The organism is Leptolyngbya sp. FACHB-541, assembly GCF_014695875.1.
GTDB lineage: Bacteria > Cyanobacteriota > Cyanobacteriia > Elainellales > Elainellaceae > JAAUTN01.
In genome coordinates, this window is sequence record NZ_JACJPC010000141.1 from 51590 (window position 1) to 75455 (window position 23866).

Annotated in this window: 20 protein-coding genes; 10 read left to right on the forward strand and 10 right to left on the reverse strand. The window is 49.5% G+C overall.

From position 1 onward, the window contains the following. The first annotated feature begins 75 nt into the window (after positions 1-75). Positions 76-1182 carry an N-ethylmaleimide reductase gene (locus H6G00_RS31090; RefSeq protein WP_190799672.1) on the forward strand — a complete coding sequence of 369 codons (1107 nt, stop codon included), beginning with the start codon at positions 76-78 and terminating at the stop codon, positions 1180-1182. 152 nt (positions 1183-1334) lie between these two features. On the opposite strand, the gene H6G00_RS31095 is transcribed toward H6G00_RS31090, so the two are convergent. Beyond that, complete coding sequence (locus H6G00_RS31095) at positions 1335-2120, reverse strand: RNA polymerase sigma factor SigF (RefSeq protein ID WP_190799673.1); 786 nt, start codon at positions 2118-2120, stop codon at positions 1335-1337. Between the two features lie 267 nt (positions 2121-2387). Here H6G00_RS31095 and H6G00_RS31100 point away from each other — a divergent pair, with 267 nt between their 5' ends. Beyond that, a complete protein-coding gene (locus H6G00_RS31100; protein WP_190799674.1) occupies positions 2388-3215 on the forward strand; it encodes a PHP domain-containing protein in 828 nt (275 codons plus the stop codon). Positions 3216-3472: 257 nt separating this feature from the next. Here the strand turns inward: H6G00_RS31100 and lgt are convergent, their stop codons facing one another. After that, positions 3473-4357 (reverse strand): prolipoprotein diacylglyceryl transferase, encoded by an 885-nt coding sequence (lgt, locus tag H6G00_RS31105; protein ID WP_190688805.1) that lies wholly within the window; start codon positions 4355-4357, stop codon positions 3473-3475. A gap of 152 nt (positions 4358-4509) precedes the next feature. Here lgt and rlmN point away from each other — a divergent pair, with 152 nt between their 5' ends. Further along, positions 4510-5610 (forward strand): 23S rRNA (adenine(2503)-C(2))-methyltransferase RlmN, encoded by a 1101-nt coding sequence (rlmN, locus tag H6G00_RS31110; RefSeq protein WP_190799766.1) that lies wholly within the window; start codon positions 4510-4512, stop codon positions 5608-5610. Between the two features lie 121 nt (positions 5611-5731). Here rlmN and H6G00_RS31115 read toward each other — a convergent pair whose 3' ends face one another. From H6G00_RS31115 to mnmA, 4 genes are all read right to left on the reverse strand, one after another. Beyond that, on the reverse strand, positions 5732-5923 hold the full coding sequence (locus tag H6G00_RS31115) for a replication restart DNA helicase PriA (RefSeq protein WP_190644203.1): 192 nt from the start codon (positions 5921-5923) through the stop codon (positions 5732-5734). A gap of 811 nt (positions 5924-6734) precedes the next feature. Next, complete coding sequence (locus tag H6G00_RS31120) at positions 6735-9104, reverse strand: caspase family protein (RefSeq protein ID WP_190799675.1); 2370 nt, start codon at positions 9102-9104, stop codon at positions 6735-6737. A gap of 48 nt (positions 9105-9152) precedes the next feature. Then, positions 9153-10331, reverse strand: coding sequence for a sulfate adenylyltransferase (gene sat / locus H6G00_RS31125; RefSeq protein ID WP_190799676.1), 1179 nt, complete (start codon positions 10329-10331; stop codon positions 9153-9155). An 81-nt stretch (positions 10332-10412) separates the two neighbouring features. Further along, a complete protein-coding gene (gene mnmA / locus H6G00_RS31130; protein WP_190799677.1) occupies positions 10413-11492 on the reverse strand; it encodes a tRNA 2-thiouridine(34) synthase MnmA in 1080 nt (359 codons plus the stop codon). 465 nt (positions 11493-11957) lie between these two features. Between mnmA and H6G00_RS31135 the strand changes: the two genes are divergently transcribed. After that, entirely contained in the window at positions 11958-12380 is a 423-nt protein-coding gene (locus H6G00_RS31135; protein WP_190799678.1) for a response regulator, read from the forward strand. On the opposite strand, the gene H6G00_RS31140 is transcribed toward H6G00_RS31135, so the two are convergent. Beyond that, complete coding sequence (locus H6G00_RS31140; protein WP_242042611.1) at positions 12346-12768, reverse strand: DUF2294 domain-containing protein; 423 nt, start codon at positions 12766-12768, stop codon at positions 12346-12348. The two genes, H6G00_RS31135 and H6G00_RS31140, sit on opposite strands and share 35 nt — an antisense overlap. Before the next feature lie 351 nt (positions 12769-13119). On the opposite strand from H6G00_RS31140, the gene H6G00_RS31145 reads away from it, so the two are divergent. The 5 genes from H6G00_RS31145 (at position 13120) to cobM (ending at position 18685) form a co-directional block, all read left to right on the forward strand. Then, positions 13120-14052: a hypothetical protein gene (locus tag H6G00_RS31145; protein WP_190799679.1), complete on the forward strand. Its 933-nt coding sequence runs from the start codon at positions 13120-13122 to the stop codon at positions 14050-14052. Positions 14053-14072: 20 nt separating this feature from the next. Then, complete coding sequence (locus H6G00_RS31150; RefSeq protein WP_347278249.1) at positions 14073-15632, forward strand: NAD(P)H-hydrate dehydratase; 1560 nt, start codon at positions 14073-14075, stop codon at positions 15630-15632. 171 nt (positions 15633-15803) lie between these two features. Next, positions 15804-16547, forward strand: coding sequence for a hypothetical protein (locus H6G00_RS31155; RefSeq protein ID WP_190799680.1), 744 nt, complete (start codon positions 15804-15806; stop codon positions 16545-16547). Between the two features lie 3 nt (positions 16548-16550). Next, positions 16551-17147: a DUF4231 domain-containing protein gene (locus tag H6G00_RS31160; RefSeq protein ID WP_190799681.1), complete on the forward strand. Its 597-nt coding sequence runs from the start codon at positions 16551-16553 to the stop codon at positions 17145-17147. Between the two features lie 701 nt (positions 17148-17848). Beyond that, complete coding sequence (gene cobM, locus H6G00_RS31165) at positions 17849-18685, forward strand: precorrin-4 C(11)-methyltransferase (protein WP_190799682.1); 837 nt, start codon at positions 17849-17851, stop codon at positions 18683-18685. 59 nt (positions 18686-18744) lie between these two features. Here cobM and H6G00_RS31170 read toward each other — a convergent pair whose 3' ends face one another. From H6G00_RS31170 to H6G00_RS31180, 3 genes are all read right to left on the reverse strand, one after another. Continuing rightward, on the reverse strand, positions 18745-19959 hold the full coding sequence (locus H6G00_RS31170; protein ID WP_190799683.1) for an SfnB family sulfur acquisition oxidoreductase: 1215 nt from the start codon (positions 19957-19959) through the stop codon (positions 18745-18747). A 124-nt stretch (positions 19960-20083) separates the two neighbouring features. Further along, entirely contained in the window at positions 20084-21049 is a 966-nt protein-coding gene (locus tag H6G00_RS31175; protein WP_190799684.1) for an acetamidase/formamidase family protein, read from the reverse strand. Between the two features lie 277 nt (positions 21050-21326). After that, positions 21327-21950: a TetR/AcrR family transcriptional regulator gene (locus H6G00_RS31180; RefSeq protein ID WP_190799685.1), complete on the reverse strand. Its 624-nt coding sequence runs from the start codon at positions 21948-21950 to the stop codon at positions 21327-21329. A gap of 837 nt (positions 21951-22787) precedes the next feature. On the opposite strand from H6G00_RS31180, the gene H6G00_RS31185 reads away from it, so the two are divergent. After that, a complete protein-coding gene (locus tag H6G00_RS31185) occupies positions 22788-23864 on the forward strand; it encodes an ABC transporter substrate-binding protein (protein WP_199318820.1) in 1077 nt (358 codons plus the stop codon). The last annotated feature ends 2 nt before the right edge of the window (positions 23865-23866 follow it).

Here is a 23866-nt window from a genome sequence, read left to right on the forward strand (position 1 = left end):
CCAACGGCAAACAACGGCAAAAGAGTGAATGCCTAAGTTCCGATCCCCATTCTTGTTTTTAAAGGAGATAAATTTGTGAGTTCTAATGTTCATTTGCTTTCGCCAGTTAAAGTTGGCGCGTATGAACTGCCCAACCGGATTGTAATGGCTCCGCTGACTCGCAACCGTGCTAGTGCAGGGAATGTGCCTCAATCTTTGAACGCAACTTACTATGCACAACGTTCATCGGCAGGGCTAATCATCAGTGAGGCAACGCAGATTTCTCCTCAAGGTGTAGGCTATCCGGCGACTCCAGGCATTCACTCTCAAGAGCAGGTTGAAGGCTGGAAGCTGGTGACGGATGCGGTACATGAGCGGGGCGGCAAAATTTTTCTCCAGCTTTGGCATGTCGGACGGATCTCTCACCCGTCGTTACAGCCTGATGGAGCGCTCCCAGTTGCACCTTCGCCGATCGCCCCTGCTGGCGAAGCTTCAACCTATGAAGGACAAAAGCCGTTTGTCACCCCACGCGCTCTAGAAATCACAGAAATTCCTGGCATTGTTGAAGATTACCGTCGGGCTGCCCAAAATGCGTTAGAAGCTGGGTTTGACGGTGTGGAAATTCACGGTGCCAATGGCTATCTGCTCGATCAGTTTCTACAGAATGGAGCAAATCAGCGCACAGATGAGTATGGCGGTTCAGTTGAGAATCGCAGCCGCTTTCTGTTGGAGGTGACGGAGGCTGTAACAAGCGTGTGGGGAGGCGATCGCGTCGGTGTTCGGCTTTCTCCCAGCGGCACCTTCAACGATATGCAAGATTCTGATCCACAGACGCTGTTTGATTACGTGATCGGAGCGTTAAACCGCTTTGGGCTTGCCTATCTGCACCTTGTGGAGCCACGGGTTCCGGGCATGAGTCTAGAGGAACCGAACCGCCCGGACTTACCCTCTAGCCATTTCCGCTCAATTTTTAATGGCACGATTATCTCAGCGGGGGGGCATGACCGCGACTCAGGTAATGCTCTGTTGGCAGAAGGGTCAGCCGACCTGATTGCCTACGGCAGACTCTACATCGCCAATCCAGATCTGCCAGAGCGATTTGCTGCTAACGCTTCGCTGAATACGCCCGATCGCTCAACTTTCTATGGTGGCACTGAGCAGGGATATATTGACTATCCTACGCTTGAGCTACAAAGTGCTTAGGTTGTTTGAGGAGTAGGAGCTAGAGGTTAGTTCAAATACCTCTTATTCTGATCTCCAGGTGAGACTGGAGACGAGAATAAATGCTCTAAAAAACTGAGAGCGTTACATCCAAGGATGCAACGCTCTCGGCTTTTTGGGACTGCTGTAAGGATTTATGGGTCAGTGCGTAGCGTTTGAGCTTGCATGAGTGTCGTCATTTGCTCCAAACCACGCTGGATGCGGCGAGTCACAGTCATAGGGCTGATTCCAATTCTTTCAGCTACTTCCTTGCGTGAAAGTCCACCGAAAAAGACAAACTCAATTGCGGCTCTAGTTTTGTCTTCTAGCTGGCTCAAGGCAAGTTGAAGCTGTTGGCGGTCTTCTTCTAAAACCTGAAGGTTTTGATATTGAGGATCTGTCAAAGAATCGCCCAATGTCATTGAGGAATCGGTTTGTTGAGACACCGTTGCGTCGAGGCTGAGGGGTGAACGGTTTTGAGTGGCTAGCTTAACTTCACGCCATTCGTTCAAGGAAATTCCTAGTTGCTCAGCAACCGCTGCATCAGAGGGTTGATGTCCGAGCGATTGGGTAAGCTGGGCGCGAATCCGCTGTCCTTCTTTTTGCAAATCTTGCCAACGACGGGGAATCTTGATGGAACTGCTGCGATCGCGCAAAAAGTGCAGCATTTCACCCCGAATGTAAGGAACGGCAAAGGAGCTAAAGGCATATCCTTGGCTGGGGTTAAACCGCTCAACGGCGCGAATTAATCCGAGATAACCAATTTGTTCCAAATCTTCGTAAGGTTCACAGCACTGGCGGCTAATTCGATGGGCGATTTTGCGGACTAGTCCTGCGTTAAGACGCACAAGTTTGTTGCGAAGGGCGACGGTGGGATTGTGCTGGTAGGACATCAGCAATTCCACATTATCGGAGCGGAGAGAAGATTCAGTAGCCACCATCGGATAAGACCTCACGTCAGACTTAGGCTTATTCTCTCGGTGGAACCCTTAGCAAACCATCGTTAATTTACGGGTGTTTGAACAGCGCTCCTGAGAGGTCTCAGCAAAACTACGGATTGCTGAAACGGTTTGCTTCAAATCGCTCAGGTTCAGCCTTACTCTGTTTCGACCAAACAAGGTACAGAGAGGCAATCCCGACGGGGTTGCCTCTCTGTACCCCAATTTTCGTACCCCAATTTTTTGAGTGGGTATCACTATAATCAGGACATGTTAGAACTTCACTGTCACACGACGTATTCTGATGGCACACTAACTCCGGGCGAATTGGTTGAAGCAGCGATCGCCACTGGAGTCAAAGCACTTGCCATCACTGACCACGACACGGTCTCCGGGTGGAATGAGGCTTTTGTAGCGGCAGAGCAGCGTTTAGAAATTGTCCCCGGTGTGGAATTAAGTACGGTCCATAATGGGCGATCGCTACACATTCTGGGGTTTTACCCAGATGCCGCTAAATTGAGTGAGCCGCTGTCCCTTCGGCTGGAGGGACGCAAAAGGCGTGCCAAACAAATGGCAGCAAACTTGGCCGAGATGGACTATCCAATTGAGCTACCAAACCTGGGGGAGGGCATGGCTCCGGGTCGTCCTCACCTGGCGACTGCATTGGTCAGGGCTGGCTATGTACACTCCGCAAGGGAAGCTTTTGATCGCTTTTTGGGAGATGGCTGTCCTGCCTACGTTCACTACGAAAAGTTTTCGATTGTAGAAGGAATTGAGCTGCTGCGCTCATCAGGGGCAGTACCCGTTTGGGCACATCCCTATCTGTTTCGCGGCGGTGATGTGGAAGTGGTGTTGCAAGAACTTGTTGCTGCGGGGTTGATGGGAGTTGAAGTTTATCACCCCAGTCATACCCCTTCCGAGACAAGAAAATTGGAAACATTTTGCGCTCAGTATGGACTGCTGATGACAGGGGGGAGCGATTACCACGGTCCGATTCCTGGTACGAAAGACAAACACATCACTACGTTAAACTTGCTGAACTTGCCGCTCAACCTGCTTGAACCCGTGAAGCAAGCAGCTGAAAGGTTAAGGGCTTGAGCCAGAATCTGTTTCGTAAAAGGACAATACCTTGGGTGGGGCCGAAGCATTCGGGCACAAACTCTGCAACTTAATCACAATCCTTCTGCCGAATGCTTCATCCCTACCGTACCGCTATGTCTTGCGGTGGGAAAAGGAGAATTTCTCAGAGTTTCCGGATCGATCCCATCTAATTAGTAGAAGGGTATGGTAGATGCACCCTGATTAAAACCCTGGAGTTAACCCTCCGGGGTTTTTCTTTTTCCAATGGATGCCGTTTAATGATTCTTAGACTTGGTGTTTGCTGGTACTGAAGATGCGTCTTCTGAAACCACGTCGGGGAGCGATCGCTTCAAACCGTAAAGCCAGATCAAGCCTGCTAGTCCTACTGTGATTCCAACCAGGCTGACAATTTGGGCAATTCTTAACGGCCCAAGCATGAGGCTATCCATTCGCAGTCCTTCGATCCAAAAGCGCCCCAGGCTGTAGCAAACCCAGTACACCAAAAATAGCGTCCCAGTTTTGAGTTTTGTTGGGTTCTGTAGCCCCCTAAAGAAGAGGAAAATCAGAATTGCAAACACTCCCAGATTCCACAGTGACTCGTAAAGGAACGTGGGGTGGAAGTATTCTGCTGTAGTGTAGCCGGGAGGACGTTGAGCCGGGGGAATGTAGAGCTTCCAGGGTACATCTGTGGGACGACCAAAGGCTTCTGAGTTGAAGAAGTTTCCCCAGCGACCGATCGCCTGTCCCAAAATTAGTGAGGGTGACACCAGATCAGCCAATTGCCAGAAAGATACTTTATTCAGACGAGCAAAAATTAGAGACGCGACAATACCGCCCAAAACTGCGCCGTGAATAGCGATACCGCCTTTCCAGATAGCGATGATGTCTGCTGGGTTTTGAGCATATTCCTGCCATTGAAACAGCACGTAATACAGCCGCGCACAGGGAATCGCAGCCAGTACCAGCCAAATTGCTAAATCTCCTAACAGGTCGGGATTCACATTTCGACGTTTTGCCAGATAGGTTGATAGGCTAACGCCAATCAGGACAGCGGATGCAATGAGCAAGCCATACCAGCGGATAGTGAGCGGGCCCCACTCCAGGAGAATTGGGCCGGGCGAGGCAAATTTGGCAATTAGGGGTAGCGTGTGCAACAACATGTGTATTGTGGGACTGAATAAAAACTGGATTGTAATTCTGGTCAGGTTGGACAATACCACTAACCATAATGCCTGAGTTGGGTGGATGCGGTCGAAAATGGCGCGATCGCCTCCACGTTAAGATGGAGATCCTCCTCATTCCAGGGCTGTTTATGTCTGCTGTCGATTCTATTGACCCCGTTCAATCTGCTGAGGGCGATCGCCTCAATCCTGCTCAAGCGGTGAGTCCTATCCCTCCTCTGTTGGGGGCTTCTTTAGCGGAGCTAACTGATTGGGTACAACAGCAGCAGCAGCCCGCCTATCGAGGAAAGCAGTTGCACCAGTGGCTATATCAACAGGGGGGGCGATCGCTGGCAGATATTTCGGTGTTTCCAAAGCAGTGGCGGGCAAATTTGGCGGACGTTCCTGTGGGGCGATCGACGCTGCATTATCGGTCAGAAGCGCCAGACGGCACGGTCAAGTTTCTGCTGCGTTTAGCTGATGGACAAATTATTGAGACTGTGGGGATTCCTACCGACAAGCGACTGACGGTGTGTGTCTCCTCGCAGGTGGGTTGTCCAATGGCTTGCGATTTTTGTGCGACGGGTAAAGGCGGCTTTACGCGCAACTTGGGGCGGCACGAAATTGTTGATCAGGTGTTGACTGTGCAAGAAGATTTTCAGCGGCGGGTTAGCAATATTGTGTTTATGGGCATGGGAGAGCCGCTGTTAAATACAGACAGCGTGCTGGCGAGCGTGCGATCGCTCAACGAAGATGTGGGAGTTGGGCAGCGATCGATTACCATTTCTACAGTTGGCATTCCCGGTCACATTCGCCGTCTGGCGCAGCATCAGCTTCAGGTAACGCTAGCGGTGAGTCTGCACGCCTCTAATCAGGCTTTACGAGAACAGTTAATTCCCAGCGCTCATCACTACCCCTTGACAGCGCTTTTGGAAGAATGCCGCGAATATGTACAGATTACGGGTCGTCGCGTCTCTTTTGAATACATCCTGCTGGGTGGATTGAATGATCGCCCCGAACATGCCACTGAATTGGCTGAACATCTACGTGGATTCCAGAGCCACGTCAACCTGATTCCCTATAACCCGATTCAAGAAGTCGATTATCAGCGTCCTGACGCGAGGCGTATTCAAACTTTTGTGGAAGCGCTAAAAGCTAGACATATTGCGGTCAGCGTCCGCCAGTCTAGGGGTTTGGCAGCTGATGCGGCTTGTGGTCAGCTACGGGCTTCTAAGGTGGGGGCGATCGCCTAACAACCGGGATACTGTACCAATTTGATTTTTGTCTGGGACAGATGCTTCGGCATAAAAAACATGAGGGCTAGAAGTTGAACTTCTAGCCCTCACAGTGGACGCTTAAAATCTTCAAAGCCAATCAGGCTGGAATGCCCGGAGCATAAGCCTCAATCACATTACCCGTTTCCGAACACATGACCATCAGGTAATCGCAAGCAGGACACTGTGTCCGAGTGAGCTGGTTAGCGGTGAGGTGATGTCGCTCGGCTGGGCTACCACAATTCGGGCAGCGAACGGCTTGAATTGTAGGTATTTTCTGTATCGTTTGCATCTTAAAACCCTCTCGACTCAGCTAATTTTCGAAAAAAAGTAAATCTTGAACAAACCTAGAGCTTTAGAGTAAAAAGTAAGGTTTCTCTTACTCCTTCGATCGAAAAATGTATCTAGATTAACTAACTTAAAGATAGTTAATAAGCAGAAAAAATTTCCAACATTTAATTTTATTATGTCAGCATTTAATAAAAGTTGCAACGTAAATCTAACCTGGGATCATAAGCCTAAAGCGTGATCCCCGCTACATCCAGGAATTGAAACTCGGTTATGGTTGACTTTTTCCAGCCACTAAACTGAGAGCAAAGCAGAAAAACAATGGAGCCAGAATGACTATTTCCTGGGTATGAGACTGCAATATTTTTCATAGCTTTACAGTTTCTTCAAAGATCTTTAACCAAGTCTCCAAATTTCCACTGTTTGGAGAGAAATTTGTGAGGCTTCTATCTAATTTCGGTATACTCCTCATCTTTATTTCTTAAGATTTGATTAATTATTTCTTCGGTTAGATGGCAGCAAAAAGAGTAGGCAAAATTCGGCTACATTCATTCTTGGAAGGTAGCTTTGAGTACTTAAAACAATGTCCTAGAAAGATATTTCCCCTCAGAAGAGAAGTTTTGAAAGGAGCAAATGCTCTTGTAGGGCATGACCTCGGGGCAAAAAGTTGAAAGTGCCACGAGTTCTGTATAGGCGCACTACTGAGCTTTTCCCAGATGTTCTCCACTGCGTCTATAGCAATTCTCAATTGCACGTCATACAGCAGTGGCGCACCGTGCCACTGCTGTATGACGTGCTTTGTATTCCACCAAGACTTAGGCTTTTGCTACCTGATAGACAAAGTTTAGGGTTGCCCAGTTGTTGCAATTCAAGGTGTAGGTGTCAGGCGGTACGTCTGTCCTACTGTTGGCGACCAGGCTAGCTTGATTCAAGTCTCGCAAGGTTGCTTGGGCAACTTCTAGCGGATTTGCCAGGGTGCTGACCCGTCTGGCATCTCCCTTAGAGCGCATAGAAATTTCCAAGGCAGAGTAGGTGTGGGTGAGTGGGGTATGACTGAAGATCACGTAATTTTCGACTACGCCAGGTGGTCCTTGTAGTGTCCAGTCAGACGGCGTGGATTGGGGAATGAGCAAGATTTCTCCCGGTGAGAGCAGACTATCGGCGGGAGCAGCCTCGAAATCAAGACTATTTTCAGATGTGGGTGTAGGAAAGAGGGCGATCGCATTCCCACTGCTATCTAAACCTAAAAGAATGAAATAGACAGGGCGATCGCTATAGTTACACAGCCGATACTGAAGGCGGCTATTAATCGGTAAGGTAGGCAATTTGCCATCGCCTACGAACAGCCCGGCTAATCGACTGGCAGGGGCAGCCCAGGGAGCGCGAGGCGTTTCCTGCTGCATCACAATCCGTTCTTGAGGGGCAGTCATTTCCAGCGTTGCGCGCACACCCAGACGAGATGATTCTGCGTTACTGGTCAGGCGAAGTAGCTTTGCCGCCAAAAGAGTGTGAAGTTGGGGGGTAATTCGGTTTACCGCAGTTTTGACGGCTTCTTCTTCCTTGGACAGCGTGTTTAGGAGAGCAGACCGCCCCAGGTGAAATAAGCCATAACTGCTTTTAGGAGCAGGTAAATCACCATTCACTGGCTGTCTTGGCTCCAAGTCTCCTGCTTCAAGCGAGGATGCGGTCAACGATGCAGCCAGGGTTGGAGCACCTAATTGAGTTTTGCCAAAAACATAATCTGCAGATTGCTCACCAGCGGCGATCGCCGTCACCCTGGGGATTGTCGCAAAAGCGCTTGTCGCATCTACCCGCTCAATTCGCTCCAGGCTAGAATCTAGCGCCACAGTCAAATTGATATTGCGTGGCAAAACTCGCACCGATTCCTGGACTAGCTGCCCCACTTGCAGTGGCATGGTGCTAGAAGCAGCAGAAATTCTTGCTCTAACTGATATACCTTCACGGCTGCGAATCTGAAGTAGTTGCTTGTCTGCCGATGAGGTCGTTTCAACGTCCGCAACAACAGACTCAAGCAGCTGAATCTTTTCACCGGGCTGAGCATTCGACGGAACTAGTGACAAGAGTGAATTTTGTCCGTAATTTTCTAGTACCGCTGCGGGAAGTCCAGCCAGCCACAGCCGTACTGTTTTACCGTCTTCCTCGATTGCCGTAACCACACCATCAGCGGTCGTTGTAGCAGCGGGCTTAAGGTAGTAAGGCGATAGTGATGGATTCTGGCTCTTTTGCCCCAAGACATACGGCTGTTGTTCTTTGCCGACCAGTTGCTCGACAGATCCAGCGGTGAGTCCCAGAGTGAGCTGGACCGTACTGGCAGGCGTTGCACCCCAGAGGTGCTGCGTCAGTGCATAGGTAAACAATCCGGCGCTAAACCCATTCCATTGTCCTTCTGCTGCAACTTGGTTTGGTCCCGTTGCCATTAAGACAATGCCGGGCAACTGACCCGTTCGCCATTGGGACTGGCTTTGTTCTTGGGAAATTCTCACCCGACCGCGCAACTGTGCCTGAAATTCCAGTTCCGCTGAGGCAAGCCAACCATTAGGCGTAGTGGGACGAGAGCGAACCCGCAGGTTGCCCTGGATAGCTCGATTGGGGTCAGCATAGCTAGTGTCTAGCACCGCAGTGACTTGCTCAGTGGAGAGCGATCGCAGTAGTAACCCTAGTGTCTCCTCCGGCAAATCATTAATATATGGACTTTCCTCGGTGGGCAAAACGCCATCAACTGGCACCAGGCTATTCTGAATCAGTTCGCCATTATCTCCCAACTTGACCTGACTACCAAACCCGCTGAAGTGAAAAAGCACCACATCGCCAGGTCGAGCTTGCTCGGTCAAATGCGCGAGAAAAGCGGCTTCGATCGCTTCACGGGTTGCTTGCTGATCGGTCAGTGTCAGAATGTCACTGGGCTGAAAGCCAAAGCGGTGAATCAGCAGTTCTTGCTGAAGCTGAACATCCGTGATGCAACCGTTTAGGGCATACGTGGAGCGATCGGAAACTTGCTCAGGATATTGGTTAATGCCAACCAACAGGGCCAACTTGCGATTCGTTGGCTGAGCGAGTGCTTGCTGGTATCGGTCTGCCACTAGAGACAATCCCGCCTCACTGCTCCCCAGGGCAAACAGTGTTAAACCAGCTTGCTGTAAGAAAGCTCGACGCTTTAGTCCCACTGAATCCTCTACGCTGCTAAACTTCTGCGTTGCTAACCCGACAAATGACTAAACTTCTGCCGCAACCTTCATTGCCCGTGCCAGCTCTGCTGCAACTTCAGGGCGAGAAAACTCAGGGGGTGGTAGCTCACCTTGACGCAGCAGTTGACGAACCTTTGTTCCAGACAAGTGAATTCGCTCGTCAGGCGTACTGGGACTAGTTTTTGTCGTCGCCATCGACTGGGTGCGAGTGCAGTAAAAAGCGTGTTCAAACTTCATCGGACTGATCCCTAACGCCTTGGGATCAAATTCGTCGAAGATGTATTGAGCATCGTAAGTGCCGTAATAATCACCTACTCCAGCGTGATCTCGGCCGACGATAAAGTGAGTGCAGCCATAGTTTTTCCGCACTAGAGCGTGAAAAATTGCTTCTCTGGGGCCAGCGTACCGCATTGCGGCTGGGTTAATTGCCAGAGTTACGCGATCCTGGGGGAAATAGTATTTCAGCATAATTTCATAGCAACGCATTCGCACGTCAGCCGGAATGTCGTCACTCTTGGTGGCTCCAACTAACGGGTGGAGAAACAGCCCATCCACAGTTTCTAGAGCGCATTTTTGAATGTACTCATGGGCGCGGTGAATCGGGTTGCGCGTTTGAAACCCGACAATAGTTTTCCAGCCTTTTTCACGAAATAGCGATCGCGAGTCCACCGGATCGATCTGATAGGCAGGAAAGAAAGGATGGGGATCACGCTGCAACAGCCAAACTGCACCCGCTAAATTGATTGGGCCTTGCTCATAGACCACTTTCACACCCGGATGTGCTTCGTCGTCTGTTTTATAAACGTTGACGGCTTCTTTGACCTTGTCGTAACGATATTTTTGCTCTAATTCCAGGATGCCGACAAACTCACCATTCGGATCATCCAGGCGAATTTTGCTGCCTTCTTTGAGGGGTTCTGCGATCGCCTCCGTCACCGAGAGCGTAACCGGAATTGACCAGGGCAAACCATTAGCCAGGTGCATTGTCGTGACGACGGCTTCATAGTCCGACGAGTTCATAAAGCCGGTCAAAGGGCTAAACCCACCGATCGCAATCATCACCAGGTCAGACGTGGTGCGTTCGTCTAGCTGCACTCTAGGTAAAGCATCTGCCTCTACTAAAAATTGCTGGCGTTGCTCTGGAGTCGCCACCCGATTAATCAGATGCCCGCCGTGCGGGGCGATGTTGTCTACGTGCTGAGTCATTGAAGTCGAGGTAAAGAGGTTAGCAGCATGTGATCAGGCTGAGCAAGCAGCACTGATCCCGGTTCAGTTCAAAACCAACCCCTATCGTACTGTGCTGTGGGGTTCGATTAACCCACCGCCAAGCAACAGATCGCCGCGATACCAAACGGCTGCCTGTCCGGGGGTAATGCTGAACTGAGGTTCGTCAAAAATCACCTTGACGCGAGTAGCGCCGTTCTCCGACGATTCCAGAGGAATGATGGTGGCAGGAACGGCTGCTGATCGGTAGCGTACCTGAACTTCAGCCTGGATCGGTGTGTCTGGCGCTGCAATGGAGACCCAATTCACCTGTTGAACGGTGCATTCAGTTTGGTGAGTGCTGTCGCGATCGCCCACAATCACCTGATTGCGTCCTGCATCAATACCGATGACATAAAGAGGTTGTGCTGCTGCGATCCCCAGCCCCTTGCGCTGCCCGATCGTGTAGTGATGAATACCATCGTGCTGCCCCAGCACCCGTCCTGACTGGTCAACGATGTCTCCCTTTTGGGGTGCCAGGTACTTATCGAGAAAAGTTTGCATTGAGCCGTGAGCCTCGATCAGGCAAAGATCCTGGCTTTCGGGCTTGTCTGCTGTGTGTAGCCCAAACTCAGCCGCTAGTCTGCGGGTTTCTACCTTCGTCTGCTCTCCTAGAGGAAACTGGGAATGAGCCAGTAGATCCTGCGTCAAATCGTAGAGGAAGTAGGACTGATCTTTACTGCGATCGACAGCGCGGCGAAGCTGGTGGCGATCGCTCAGGGAATCATAGCTAATCCGAGCATAATGTCCCGTCGCGATCCGGTCGATCCCCAATTCATCCTGGGCATAGCGCAACATTGGCCCGAACTTCACCGCCTTGTTGCACTGAGAGCAGGGCAACGGCGTAATTCCAGCACCGTAACCGCTGACCAGATAATCTACGATATTAGACTGGAAAACATCCCGACTGTCCACAATGTGGTGCGGAATTTCTAACTGCTCACAAAGCTGAGCCGCATCCACCATGCCTTCAGAGCAGCACTGCCCTTTCCCTTTCATGAGCCAAAGGGTCAGCCCAATGACTTCATAGCCTTGACGATGAAGTGCTGCGGCCGCAACTGAACTGTCAACTCCACCCGATAGCCCAACTACAACTTTGTCCATGAACTGATGAGGCGACTTTAACTTTAAAAATCCTATTTTCTGGGTTTTTGCTGGGTTAGGTCTGTTTAACACTGAGCATACTTTCCCTTACTTAGGCTAACATTTAGCGACAAAACCGTTTGGCAATGGGTTAAATGAACTCCTTGGGGCAAGGAAATGATCGTTACAAAGCTTTCCCATAGCAGGTCTGGAGGTCCTTAAATATTTCTCAAATCCTATAAAAATCTTTAGATTTCTTCATTTTTAGAAGAATTATTTATCCTCTAACTATCTCATTTGCAGGAATATAGGGATTGTCTACTGATGTCCCTTGGTCTAGCCAGCACCAGGGAATAAACTGGATAACCTCCAACGAGCCAATTCTCTGCACCTATCTCAGAAGTGCCCCGTCCACAACGTCACCACAACTTTAATTGAGCCCTGTAGTCGGTGGCTCAACCCTACGCCTGCTGAGAGTAGTTTTTGATGGACTTGGAGCACTTTGCTCGTAGCGGTTTGCCTGAAACCGAGAAAAAATCCCTGGTACTCGTGATTGACAGTAATGCAGATAGCTTATGGCTGGCTAGTCAAATTTTGGGCTTATGTGGTTGTTCGTCAATATCAACTACAAAAGGGTTAGAGGCATTAGAAGTCGTTCAGCAAAAGCAACCTAATCTCATTTTGAGTGAGCTCATGCTGACCGACATCGATGGCATTGAACTGATAAAGCAGCTGCGGCAAACAGCGATCGCCACTCCCATCATTGCGGTGACAACTCTTTGTCAATCTCCTTACGGGGAACTAGCAGTGAGGGCAGGCTGCAATGGACTGATCAAAAAACCTTACGAAGTTGAAGAGTTAGTGGCGGTTGCGGCTACTCATCTACCTCAAGTGTCTTTTCTCTTCTGATTTTAGGAATTGATGCAGGGTCGCGCACCGGCGGAGGGCTGCTGAGAACAGCGAGTAGCCCAGAAAATCCACTTTCTAAAGCCGTATCGCTAAGCAAGGCAATCACAGAAATTCCAGCGATCTCCTCAATCATGGTCTTGATTTGAGGCTTGATGGCCATGTCTATCTGCCAACGCAGCTTAACGGCAAGTTCTTTTTGCTCTGTGGCTAGCAAAAGTTGCTCGGCGTGGGTCGTAGACTTTTCCAGAATGATTGCCAGTTTTTCATCAAAAAATTGACAGGTAACTTTTTCTAGTCGATGTCCCAATTTTTCTCGATAGAGGGCCTGGATACGCTGTGCCAAGGCACGTTCTATCTGCCCCCGTGTGGGACTACTGGATGTCATCATGAGCGAGCTATCCTCCATCAGAGCCTTTGAGGTGTCTAAAATGCCACCAAAAGACGGTGACTTAAAGCAAAAACAGCACCAGAGGTGTCAGAGTTGTCCAAACGGCTCTTGCTGAATACCTGGTAAAGAAAAGTAGGTGAGACTACGGGTGCTATGTAATGGTTACGTCAGATTAGCGGTTATATGAGCCTTAAGTCGTCTATCAGCAGATACAGCCGTTGTGGAATTAACCTAAAAACCTCTAATGAGCGCTTTACGGGTCACTGTCGTGTTAAACTTGCTGCAAATTTTGCTACCACAAGTTAGATCGTTTGGTAAGTCCGAATTCCAAAAACACGACTCAATAGCCTTATGAAAAGGGGCGATCGCATCATGAGCAACCTCCACCACAAATCGCCTACATCTTGTCATCCTTTTAGGTTGCAACAGTCGGGGCTACTCAGCTTCATCTCAATTTCCGTGCTACTAGGAAGCGGTTGGATGATTGCTCCGGCTTGGGCAGAGCCGTTACCCAGAAACGTGTTGATGGCACAGCAGATTGTGGATGGTCTGCCACCGCCGCCGTCTGTGACTTTTGGGGAAGAAATTCCGGTCGCACCGACTCAACCCCAGCAGTATCCACAACAGTACAATGATCCGGCTCCGGACTCTGCTGATCTAGAGCAATCTGGCTCGACTGATGCTTCAGAACGCTTTCTGGTTTACGTCAATGGAGACAGCCCGCTTCTGCTAAACCAGGTGAGACGGGTGGAATCAGGCGCATTCTTCCAAAACTATGATGGACGGCAGGTAATCCAGGCAGGCGTGTTTAACCAAACCGATAGCGCAGAACGGCGGGTTGCAGAGCTTGCTGCTCAAGGCATTGGGGCTGAGGTGGTCCGGGTTCCAGGTGTGGTGTTAGCCAATTCAAACACCCAGACAGTCGCCTCAAGGGGATCTAGCCTGCCCTCCCCTGAACTGCTGCCAGCAGCAACGTTTAACCCAGAGGCTTCTGGACAGCAGTCTAACTTTAGCGACACTGAAGTTGCTCAAGCCAATACGCCGATTCCGGATGACTCCTACTATGTTGCCATTCCGGGAGATGCGGACGACATATCCGCTATTTATGCTCAAGTGGTGCGGCTGGGTGGAAATTTAAGGCTGGCTCAAGTTGCAGAAAGTAGGCGAGAGCCTTTTGGACCTCACGTCTTGGTCGGTCCCTTTGCCAACCGCAGTGCAGCCACTCGCTGGAATCGCTACTTTAGAGACTTTGGTATGGATGCCAGAGTTTACTATAGGCGTTAGGAAGTTTTGAGCTTTGAATCGTGCTGAACGTCCTACGGCTAGAGCAAATCCAGCACTTTGCAGTCACCGCCAACCAGATGGCAGAAATCGAGGCGCGGGTGTTTGCGGCGGGGATGCCCGTGGCAGCGCTGATGGAAAAGGTAGGCGGACTCCTTGCCCAACGGATTCAGGCGCTCTATCCGCGATCGCAAGCTCTTCACATTGGCATTCTGGTTGGCCCAGGACACAATGGCGGCGATGCGCTGGTAATTGCCCGTGAGCTTCACTTTCGGGGCTATAAAGTTACGCTCTACCAACCGCTAACCAAGCTCAAGCAATTGACTGACCACCATGCCCAATATGCTGCTAGTTTGGGCATTCCCTGCTCTGATCAGTTCACCGCTTTAGAAACCTGTGATTTGTTGATCGATGGACTGTTTGGGTATGGGCTAACCCGAGCATTAGAAGGGGCGATCGCCGACGCCATCAACCATATCAATCAGTGGACTCAGCCCGTTCTCAGCATTGACCTACCTTCTGGCATTCATACCGACACCGGGGAGGCTTTAGGCACTGCGGTTCGTGCCGATCGCACCTTTTGCTTGGGTTTGTGGAAACTTGCATTTCTGCAAGATCAAGCATTGAAATATATAGGAACGGCTGAGTTAATCGACATTGACCTGCCGCTTGCCGATATTCAAGCGATACTGGGCACCCCTGAGGTACATCGAATTACGGCAAAAACGGCGATCGCACCCCTCTCGATTGCGCGATCGCCCACTACCCACAAGTACAAGCAGGGGCATTTGTTGCTGATCTGCGGTTCCCGTCAGTATATGGGTGCTGCCGTTCTAACTTCTCTGGCAGCAAGAGCCAGTGGCGTCGGGATGCTCTCCATTGCCGTGCCCGAATCGCTCAAATCTATTTTGATTTCCCAACTCCCCGATGCCTTGACGCTGGGCTGTGTCGAAGACGAATCGGGTGCGATCGCCCAACTGCCCGACGAAACCGACCTGAGCAAATATAGTGTGATCGCCTGTGGTCCGGGTCTGACCCAAAATGCTGACTCCGTTGTAGAGCAAGTTCTCGCTAGCGATCGCCCACTCGTTTTAGACGCAGATGGATTAAACATTCTGGCAAACCAAGCCCGGATGCCCCAAATTGCTCAGCGGCAGGCACCTACAATTCTCACGCCTCACCCCGGCGAATTTAAGCGGCTTTTTCCCAATCTGGGTGAGCAACTGGGCGATCGCATTACGGCCGTTCGTTCAGCCGCCCAGCAAAGCAAGGCAGTTGTGCTGCTCAAAGGCGCACGAGTCGCGATCGCCAATTCTCAAGGCATCGTCTGGGTAAACCCTGAAAGCACTCCGGCCCTGGCCCGTGGCGGCAGTGGCGATGTTTTGACTGGCTTGCTGGGTGGTCTACTAGCACAGGCGATCGCTCATTCCACCTCAGCAGAAGCGATCGTTCAAACTGCGACTTGGTGGCACGCTCAAGCAGGCATTCAAGCTGCCCAAGAACGAACTGAATTCGGCGTTGACGCGCATACGTTAACGCAATTTTTGATCCCGACTTTGCGATCGCACTTAGAGAGGCTCTAGAGTCTGCTTGGTCAACATTTGCTTGGTCAACGTTGAGTTTTCGTGCCCCGTTCGCACAAAAATTAACTATTTCAATCTGCTTTAGGGCATACTTCAAAAATCAGGATGTAAAAATTCAATCAGAATGCGATAAAGCGATAAGCTAATGGGTATTTTATTTTTCACCTCTACATGGAACAAAGCTTTCAACTAACGTTTGAAAACGGTCGAACGGCACAAGCAATTCACCTCCAACGAGATGCTGATTTACCAGATGCGCTCAACCAACTCGGCTTGCAAGGTCCAGGTCCCGTTTTGGTGGTAGTCGGCGGTGCGAGTAAGTTGAGTGATGCAGACCGCAGGCGAGTGCAGGCATTGTTTGTGAAAGTGTTGGCTCCTCTAGCAAAGGACATGAAAACCTTTGTGGTTGATGGTGGCACCGACGCAGGCATTATGAAACTGATGGGAGAAGCCCGCACCCAAATTAACGCCTCGTTTCCCTTGATTGGTGTTGCCCCGATTGGGTTGGCGACGTTGCCTAACGCTTCGAATGCATCCGATGAGGCCTCTCTGCTAGAGCCAAACCATACGCATTTTGCTTTAGTTCCGGGCTCTAGTTGGGGAGATGAATCTCCCTGGATTGCCAAAATTGCCTCAACCTTAGCTGACTCTCAACCTTCAATAGTCATCTTGATCAATGGGGGAGAGGTGACCTGGAAAGACGCGTCTCAAAATATTCAAGAAGGGCGACCTGTAGTTGTGATTGCGGGTAGTGGACGTACAGCAGACGTACTGGCTGCCGTTTTACGGGGTAAAGCAACCGATCAACGAGCCGAAGACCTGATATCATCTGGGCTAGTGCAAGCGATAGACTTGACAACAGACTTTAGGACATTATTCAAAAAGATTAAACAAGCCTTTCTTGCTAAGGAGTAAACTGTGGCTAAAAAAGATCCTTATCGAGAATTTTTAGAAAAAGACTTTGGTGAATTATTTCAAAATCTGGAGCTAAAGGATCGGCAAAAACACTATTTGCGATCGCGCTGGCTTGACCAGATCCTCTGGATGGAAGGACGTGCTGGACGAGCGCGTGACCTATATTACAGACTGCGCTTGACCACTATTGTAGGCGGTGTCATCATTCCAGCGTTAATTAGCTTAAGCAGCGTCAGCGCGGGCATTCTCAACCTTGGCAACTCAGAAGCGAATGAAACTAATTCAGCGATCTATATTCGAGATGCGATTAGCTGGTCTGCTTTTGTGCTGAGTCAGGTCGTAGCGATCAGTGCTGCAACTGAACAATTTTTTAACTATGGCGATCGCTGGCGCAACTACAGACGTAGCGTAGAATCCCTCAAAACACAAGGCTGGCAATTTTTTGAATTGAGTGGTCCCTACCTACCTTACAAAACCCACGAAGAGGCTTTTAACATCTTCGCCAGCCAGGTCGAGCAAATTATTCAGCAAGATGTAGAAATTTACGCCACACAAATTACTCAACCGAAAGGGCTAAAAGACGAAGAAGAAGCATCGTAAGTTAACTCGACAGCAGATACTAACGGAGATGGCATTGCTTCCCTTACGTTCGGTGAAATCTCGATTTCTCCCAATGTTGTAGCGGCGCTCATCACGATTGCGATCGCCATTATTGAGTATGGGTTAACTGGACAACCAAAATCAACTGAGCGATCGCAGTAAAAACTTCAGTTTTGCAGTAGTAAAGAAAAACCCCGAAGAGTTAACTTCGGGGTTTTAATCAGGGTGCATCTACCATTCCTCTATACGAATTGAAGAGGATAAATCCGGAGACTCCATGAGATTTATCTGGTCTTTATAAAATTATCTAGGAAGCATCTTATTTCCCGATCTGTACTCAGTATTCCCCCATCTTGAGGGATATCAAAGTAAGTTTTTGTCATCAAAAAAGAAAAACCCCGAAGAGTTAACTTCGGGGTTTTAATCAGGGTGCATCTACCATTCCTCTATACCGATTGAAGGGGACAAATCCGGAGGCTCTATACAGATTTATCTGGTCTTTGTAATAACGTTTCTTTAAAAAGAAAAACCCCGAAGAGTTAACTTCGGGGCTTTAATCAGGGTGCATCTACCATTCCTCTATACCGACTGGGCGACTCTGATCCGGAAGCATTTATGCAGTTTATGGTTCCTTAGAAGAAGTTCACGTTGGCTTTAAAGTAGAATTGCTGAACGACCTGGATTTGAGGACTGTAGGTTTAATGACTGTTGCTAAAGCTGTTGTAGATGTCGATGAACTAAATGCACCGAATGCTCATGTGCCTCTCATACCAGGCGTGTACATTGTCGGTGCTGGGCCGGGTGATCCAGATCTGCTGACGGTGAAAGCTCAAAAGCTGCTGGCTCGGGCAGATGTAGTTGTGTTTGCGGATTCACTGGTGCCCAGGCAAATTCTGCAAATCGTGCGTCCTGATGCGGAGGTCGTGCGGACGGCAGATAAGACGCTGGAGGAGATTTTGCCGCTGATGGTGGAACGGGTGCGATCGCACAAATCCGTCATTCGTCTCCACTCTGGTGACCCGACGCTATACGGTGCCGTTCACGAGCAAATGCAGGCGCTAGCAGCGGCAGAAATTCCGTTTGAGGTGATTCCGGGCATCAGCGCATTTCAGGCAGCGGCGGCAAAGCTCAAGGTTGAGTTGACTGTGCCCGGACTGGTGCAAACGATCATCCTGACCCGGATTAGCGGACGCACTCAGGTGCCAGAGGCAGAGGAATTGGCATCCTTAGCCACTCATCAAGCAAGCCTGTGTCTGTATCTCAGTGCGCGACACATTCAAGCAGCTGAAGCAAAGTTGTTGCAGCACTATCCAGCAGATACTCCAGTTGCGGTATGTTTTCGCATAGGTTGGCCAGACGAGAAAATTTGGATTGTGCCGCTCGACCAGATGGCAGCTGTGACCGAGCAGGAGAAGCTGATCCGGACGACGATGTATTTAATCAGTCCGGCATTAAGAGGGGTAGATGGACAGGGGGAAGGTGTAGAAGCGCGATCGCGCCTCTATAACCCAGAGCATTCTCACCTGTTTCGTCCTTAATCCCCTAAAGTAGGGCAACAGTTGGGTAAGGGCGTTTCGCGAAACGCCCCTACGGGGACTTAGATCCAGCCGTGACGAGGTGGCTTTGCATCATTCAAATAGTAGTTGCCGACCGCGTGATATTTCCAGCGAGAAGGGTCGTGCAGCGTGTGGGCGCGGCCGTTACGCCAGTGGCGATCGAGATTGAGTTGCTGGAGTGTCGATTTGGTGCCGCTGACTTCAAAGAAGGCGTTGGTGATAAAGATGACGGCTTCCTCAGCCATTGCTTTCGATTCAGCAACAGCGATCGAAGTTGCAGCCGTTGTTTCTTCATTCATATCAGCAAAGGTGCGATCCATGAATTCTGCGGCTCGTCGCAAGATCGCCTCGGCTGCGTGAAGTTTCAGCTCCATTTCACCGATTTTGTGAATTAGCAGCGGGTCTTGGTAGCTGTAGTCTACGCCGCTGTCAATCCAGGGACGTGGGTTTTTGCGAACAAACTGAATCGTCTCACGCATGGCATCACGGGCAATCCCCACATCGACTGCTGCGTGCATAATTTGAGCAAACGAGCCCATGCAGGTCGGGCGCTCAAAAGCGAGATAGTGGGGTAAAACATGTTCTGCTTTGACGGGGACGTTTTCAAAAATAGTGGTGCCGCTGCCTGTCCCTTTTTGCCCAAAGCAAGACCAGTCATCAATGACAGTGACTCCTTTGGTCTCTTTGGGAATGTGGGCGATCGAGGTTCTGCCTTCGCCTGCTTCTTCGTCCACACACAGTACCGGAATCCAGTGAGCAAACAGCGCTCCGGTAGAGTAGAACTTCTGACCATTAAGGAGGTAATCATCACCAGAGCGGGTTAGCTTAGTTTTCAGGTCAGCTACATTCTTGGTGCCTCGCTCTGAAAAGGCGTTGCCAAAGCGCATTCCGTTAAGAATCTGGCTAAAGAAAAACTGTTTTTGGGTTTCGGTGCCATCGAGCCGCAGAGCCTCAACGGAGTAAAGATGGTTTTGCGGTAGCTGACCAAGGCTGGAATCTCCAGCCGTGAGAATGGTCAACACTTCCATGAGCGTCACATTAGAGACGAACGCCCCCCCATACTCCTTGGGGACGGTGATTGCTAACAAGCCACTCTGGGAAAGCTTTTCAACTTCGTTGTAGGGGAGAATTCGCTCCTGATCACGCTTGGAAGCACCGATCGCAAATTCGTCGGCAAGCTCTTGAGCAACAGCGATCGCTTCTTCATCGCTTTTAATCACACGGGTCTGCTGAGAACCATTAGTGACAAGTGACATGGATAAACCACCTTTAGGATAGAGTGAGCGATCAGGAATAGAGCGATCGCCCCAGGGAAACTATTACTCAAAACTGATATTCAGGCTGATATTTAGATCTGCACTAATCAGTTAAGGCTAAAACTTACAAACTTATTCTACGGTTAGCAAAAATTGACTTGGGCAGTAGCCCGTGTACGCCACGCTGGGGACTATTCACCACCTGAGTCACCCTAAAATTGGCGGCAAGGCTGCACAGGCAATAGGCTTCCTGCGCTGAGATGTTAGCAAATGCGGCAATAAAGTTGACCATGCTCTCTAGCGCCATCTCAAAGGCGGCATCTAGCGTCTCAGCAAAGCCCGTCGTCATAATGTCGGTTGGGGTTTCTGCCATCGGTGTGGTTAGCTTCAGATCTTTGCGGACGATTAGCTCGATGCTGCCATTCATCGATGTTTCGATCGCAGTGCCGCAAACTTCCCCATCGCCTTGAGCCGAATGACCATCCCCAATCGAAAACAGCGCACCAGGCAAAAAAGTAGGCAGAAACAGCCGAGAACCTGCTTGCAGTTCAGGATTATCGATATTGCCGCCATAAGCTCCTGGTGGAATCGAGCTATAGTCTTCTGGAGTTGCCACCCCCAAGATGCCAAACATTGGCCGAATTGGGATCTGAATACCACTGCCTTCTGGATACTCTGCTACACCCTTCTCTAGATCAAGTCGAATAAACTTGAGATTGGCTTCGGTAAACCGCTCTGCTAGAGCACCCCAGCCCGGACGAATCGCATTGAACCCGACAGGCAGCCGAGGGCTAATCGCATTGAGCCTCACCTCCAGCACGTCTCCTGGCTCTGCATCATTAACAAAAATAGGGCCAGTCATTAAGTGCGGTCCGACATCAATCTTGCGTTCCGCAGGCAAGTTATGACAAATTTCTAAAAATTCGGCGTTGACAAACTCTTCAGGGGCTTGCTCATACACGTAATAGCCCGTATAGGTTTCAACATCGATGCTATCACCCGAATCAATGACCAGAGCGGGCTTAAGCTTGGGAGAAAAACCCCCTAAATGAACAGTGTCACAAGTTGCCTTTAAGACGTGGTGAACCATAACTTTGCGGCAAAGGAACGAAGAGGTAAATGAAGATGCGACAGCCTGATTCTATTGCTGAGTTAAGCGGTTTTGTCTGTTCTTAATTAACCCAAAGGCAACCTTTTAAGCTTTGTTTGAGCTTTGTCAATTGTCATTTGCTGTGAGCTATTCACTATAAGCTAACGGCAATACATAGAACGTAAAAACTACAACAGGGAAACACGACCGAATCGTTAAAATCAGAGTGAATTTAGCTCACCATTGAAACTCAATTGGAGTAAACTCACAATCGAACTCAACTCACTGAATTCAACTGACTAAAATTTTGTTGGGGCTGATGCTGAGGTTTTGCTTGGTTGATCAAGGTTTTGATGTGTTCACCAATAATCTCTAGTGGCTGAACGCTTTTTTGATTGCGGCTCAGCAGCAGTGCTCCTTCCACCGATGCCAAAATCAAGGTTGACCAAGTTCGGGTTTCAGCCGGATTGAAGCCAGCCATCAAAAGCCGCTGCTCGATTAGCTCAAACCAATGCAGGTAGATCTGTTCGCAAACGCGGCGCAAAGATTCATGGGTTGATGAAGTTTCGATCGCCACGGTTGCAACGGGGCAACCCTTGCGGAAGTCAGAATTGAGCATTCCCTCAGCCAAAAGCTGAGTAAAGGCTTGAACAGCGTCTCCAATATCTTCCTGTGAATTCAGCACAGCTTCAATCTTCTGGCTTTCTTCTGCGCCTGCCGCCTCAATAGCAGCGATCGCCAATTCCTCCTTACCTCCTGGAAAGTGGAAGTAGAGAGAGCCTTTTGGCGTGTTGCTCTCTTGGGTGATCTGGTTCAGCCCAGTGGCATGATAGCCCTGAACTTGAAGCAGTTCAGCCGTCGCGGTAATCATTCGGGTTTTGGTGTTAGTGGGTTGGTTCACGGTGAGAACAAGAAAATAATACTATAACGACTGGTCTATTAATTGGTTTGTAGCCCTGTGTACATTGAAAGAATTGTTTCAAGCTATAGATTCCAAGCTATAGACTGGTCACCATATCTTGTTGACAAGATTCTAATGGCTTTATGCCAATCAAGACAAACATTCTCTGCTAAGTTGCTCTACTTTCACGGTGATCATACAATTCATTCATAATATTAACGAATTGTTGAGATGGCACCGGATGTATTCCATGTAACAATTCCATCGTTTGCCAACTGAAAGAGACTATTTGCTGTAGCATTATTTGTACAAAAGCAACTCACACAGTCGGGTGAATATTGAGTGCCAGAGCCAAATCCTTTCCTGTCCACAGCGTTCTAAGTGAGATGCTTAGAATGTCTTTGATTCTCTACAGGGCGTAGCTACCAATCTCTGCACGGTTCAGTTCTCAATGTAACTCAGTAGTACTGCATTCCAATCTGGAAAATAAGGAGAAATGAGGTTGGGGCGATCGCTTAAGACAAGCTTAAAATAATGGACTTGTAGAAGTGAGTACGTAAAACTATGACAGGGAATTCCGTCCTTTAAGGTCTTTTAATTTAGATTTTCCTGTTAGCTAAAACTTCAGCTTTTTGAGGAGTTTCCCCATGTACATTCAACTCTGAGAGGCAGATCTGAATGCTTCAACGAATTAAATTTATTAGTTGAATTGGTAGGAGAAAGCTCAAGTTCTCAGAGTTTCAAATATTGGCTCAAGCAGCCAGAACAGTTAGTCATTAAGAGAGGTCTGGTATGGGAATGGGCAAGAGATTGGGTAAAAAGGGTTTGAGATCAGCAGTGAGCAACGATCTATTTCATCCCATTGGTTCTCTCAACCGACGAGGATTTATTCGGAGTTGCTGTCTGGCGTCTATGGCATTCATCACTGCAAATTGTGCCTCCCAACGAAACGGAGCTTCAGAAGGGGGGACCGAATCTCCAGCAGCGAGTGAAGGCAGTGGTAGCGGTACCGTATTGCGAGTTGGCCATTTGCCTGCGGGCTGTGTGTCTCATTTGCTGCTAGCTAATCAGCGGGGCATGTTTGCTGACGCGGGGCTAAATGTTCAACTGACCCAGTTCAACGGGCCGGGCGAAAATTTGCAGGCACTGGTCGCAGGTTCTCAAGATGTGATCCACAACCCTTGGACGAATACAGTAGCCGCTTATGCCCAGGGAACCGATAGCCTCAAGATTATCTGCGGTTCGGGTAAGGGCGGAATTGAGCTAGTGGGTCGCAACGGTTCTGTAAAAAACCTGGATGAGCTGAAGCAAGCATCGGGGCAGGGTTTGAGAATTGGAACACTACAACTAGATACTTTAGAATTAGTGGTCTATGGGCATTTGAAGAAGCTGGGCGTAGACTATTCTGGTTATGAAATGACTTTCTTCCCCAGCATGGTAGGCATGGGTGAGGCACTGATTGAAGAAAGTGTGGATGTGTGTTCGCTAGCGCAACCCTACGCCGAAACGGTGGTGTCTCAAGCAGATGGAACTTATCTGGGCGACTCTAACGGAGCCTGGGGTCCGGAGGCTTCAGACTGTGTGATCAACTCCACTGATAGCTTCATTTCTAAAGAGCCAAATATGTTGGCTGACTATCTAGCGGTGCTGCGGCAGTCGGCAGAAGACCTGAATGCAAACTACGAAGAGGCGATCGCCGAATTAGCACCTCTCTACGGCTCAGAAGCGTCTATTCTAGCTCCCGCCCTGAAGCGTCAGGTGCCTCAACCGACTATGGATGAAGCCGGAGTTGAGAGTCTTCGCAGTGGCATTGGCTTCCTGGCAGATTTGGGTTACTTAGAGCCTGACCAGACCAACCTGATTGACGAGATCTTTGACGGCTCAGTTCAGGAAACTTCACTGCAAACAGCTTAATT

Coding starts and splice junctions, on each gene's coding strand:
- mnmA (WP_190799677.1), bottom strand. CDS start 11,492: ATGGACAAAGTTGTAGTTGGGCTATCGGGTGGAGTTGACAGTTCAGTT.
- H6G00_RS31155 (WP_190799680.1), top strand. CDS start 15,804: ATGGAACAAAGCTTTCAACTAACGTTTGAAAACGGTCGAACGGCACAA.
- H6G00_RS31095 (WP_190799673.1), bottom strand. CDS start 2,120: ATGGTGGCTACTGAATCTTCTCTCCGCTCCGATAATGTGGAATTGCTG.
- lgt (WP_190688805.1), bottom strand. CDS start 4,357: ATGTTGTTGCACACGCTACCCCTAATTGCCAAATTTGCCTCGCCCGGC.
- H6G00_RS31100 (WP_190799674.1), top strand. CDS start 2,388: ATGTTAGAACTTCACTGTCACACGACGTATTCTGATGGCACACTAACT.
- H6G00_RS31135 (WP_190799678.1), top strand. CDS start 11,958: ATGGACTTGGAGCACTTTGCTCGTAGCGGTTTGCCTGAAACCGAGAAA.
- H6G00_RS31175 (WP_190799684.1), bottom strand. CDS start 21,049: ATGGTTCACCACGTCTTAAAGGCAACTTGTGACACTGTTCATTTAGGG.
- H6G00_RS31170 (WP_190799683.1), bottom strand. CDS start 19,959: ATGTCACTTGTCACTAATGGTTCTCAGCAGACCCGTGTGATTAAAAGC.
- H6G00_RS31140 (WP_242042611.1), bottom strand. CDS start 12,768: ATGATGACATCCAGTAGTCCCACACGGGGGCAGATAGAACGTGCCTTG.
- rlmN (WP_190799766.1), top strand. CDS start 4,510: ATGTCTGCTGTCGATTCTATTGACCCCGTTCAATCTGCTGAGGGCGAT.
- H6G00_RS31145 (WP_190799679.1), top strand. CDS start 13,120: ATGAAAAGGGGCGATCGCATCATGAGCAACCTCCACCACAAATCGCCT.
- H6G00_RS31115 (WP_190644203.1), bottom strand. CDS start 5,923: ATGCAAACGATACAGAAAATACCTACAATTCAAGCCGTTCGCTGCCCG.
- sat (WP_190799676.1), bottom strand. CDS start 10,331: ATGACTCAGCACGTAGACAACATCGCCCCGCACGGCGGGCATCTGATT.
- cobM (WP_190799682.1), top strand. CDS start 17,849: ATGACTGTTGCTAAAGCTGTTGTAGATGTCGATGAACTAAATGCACCG.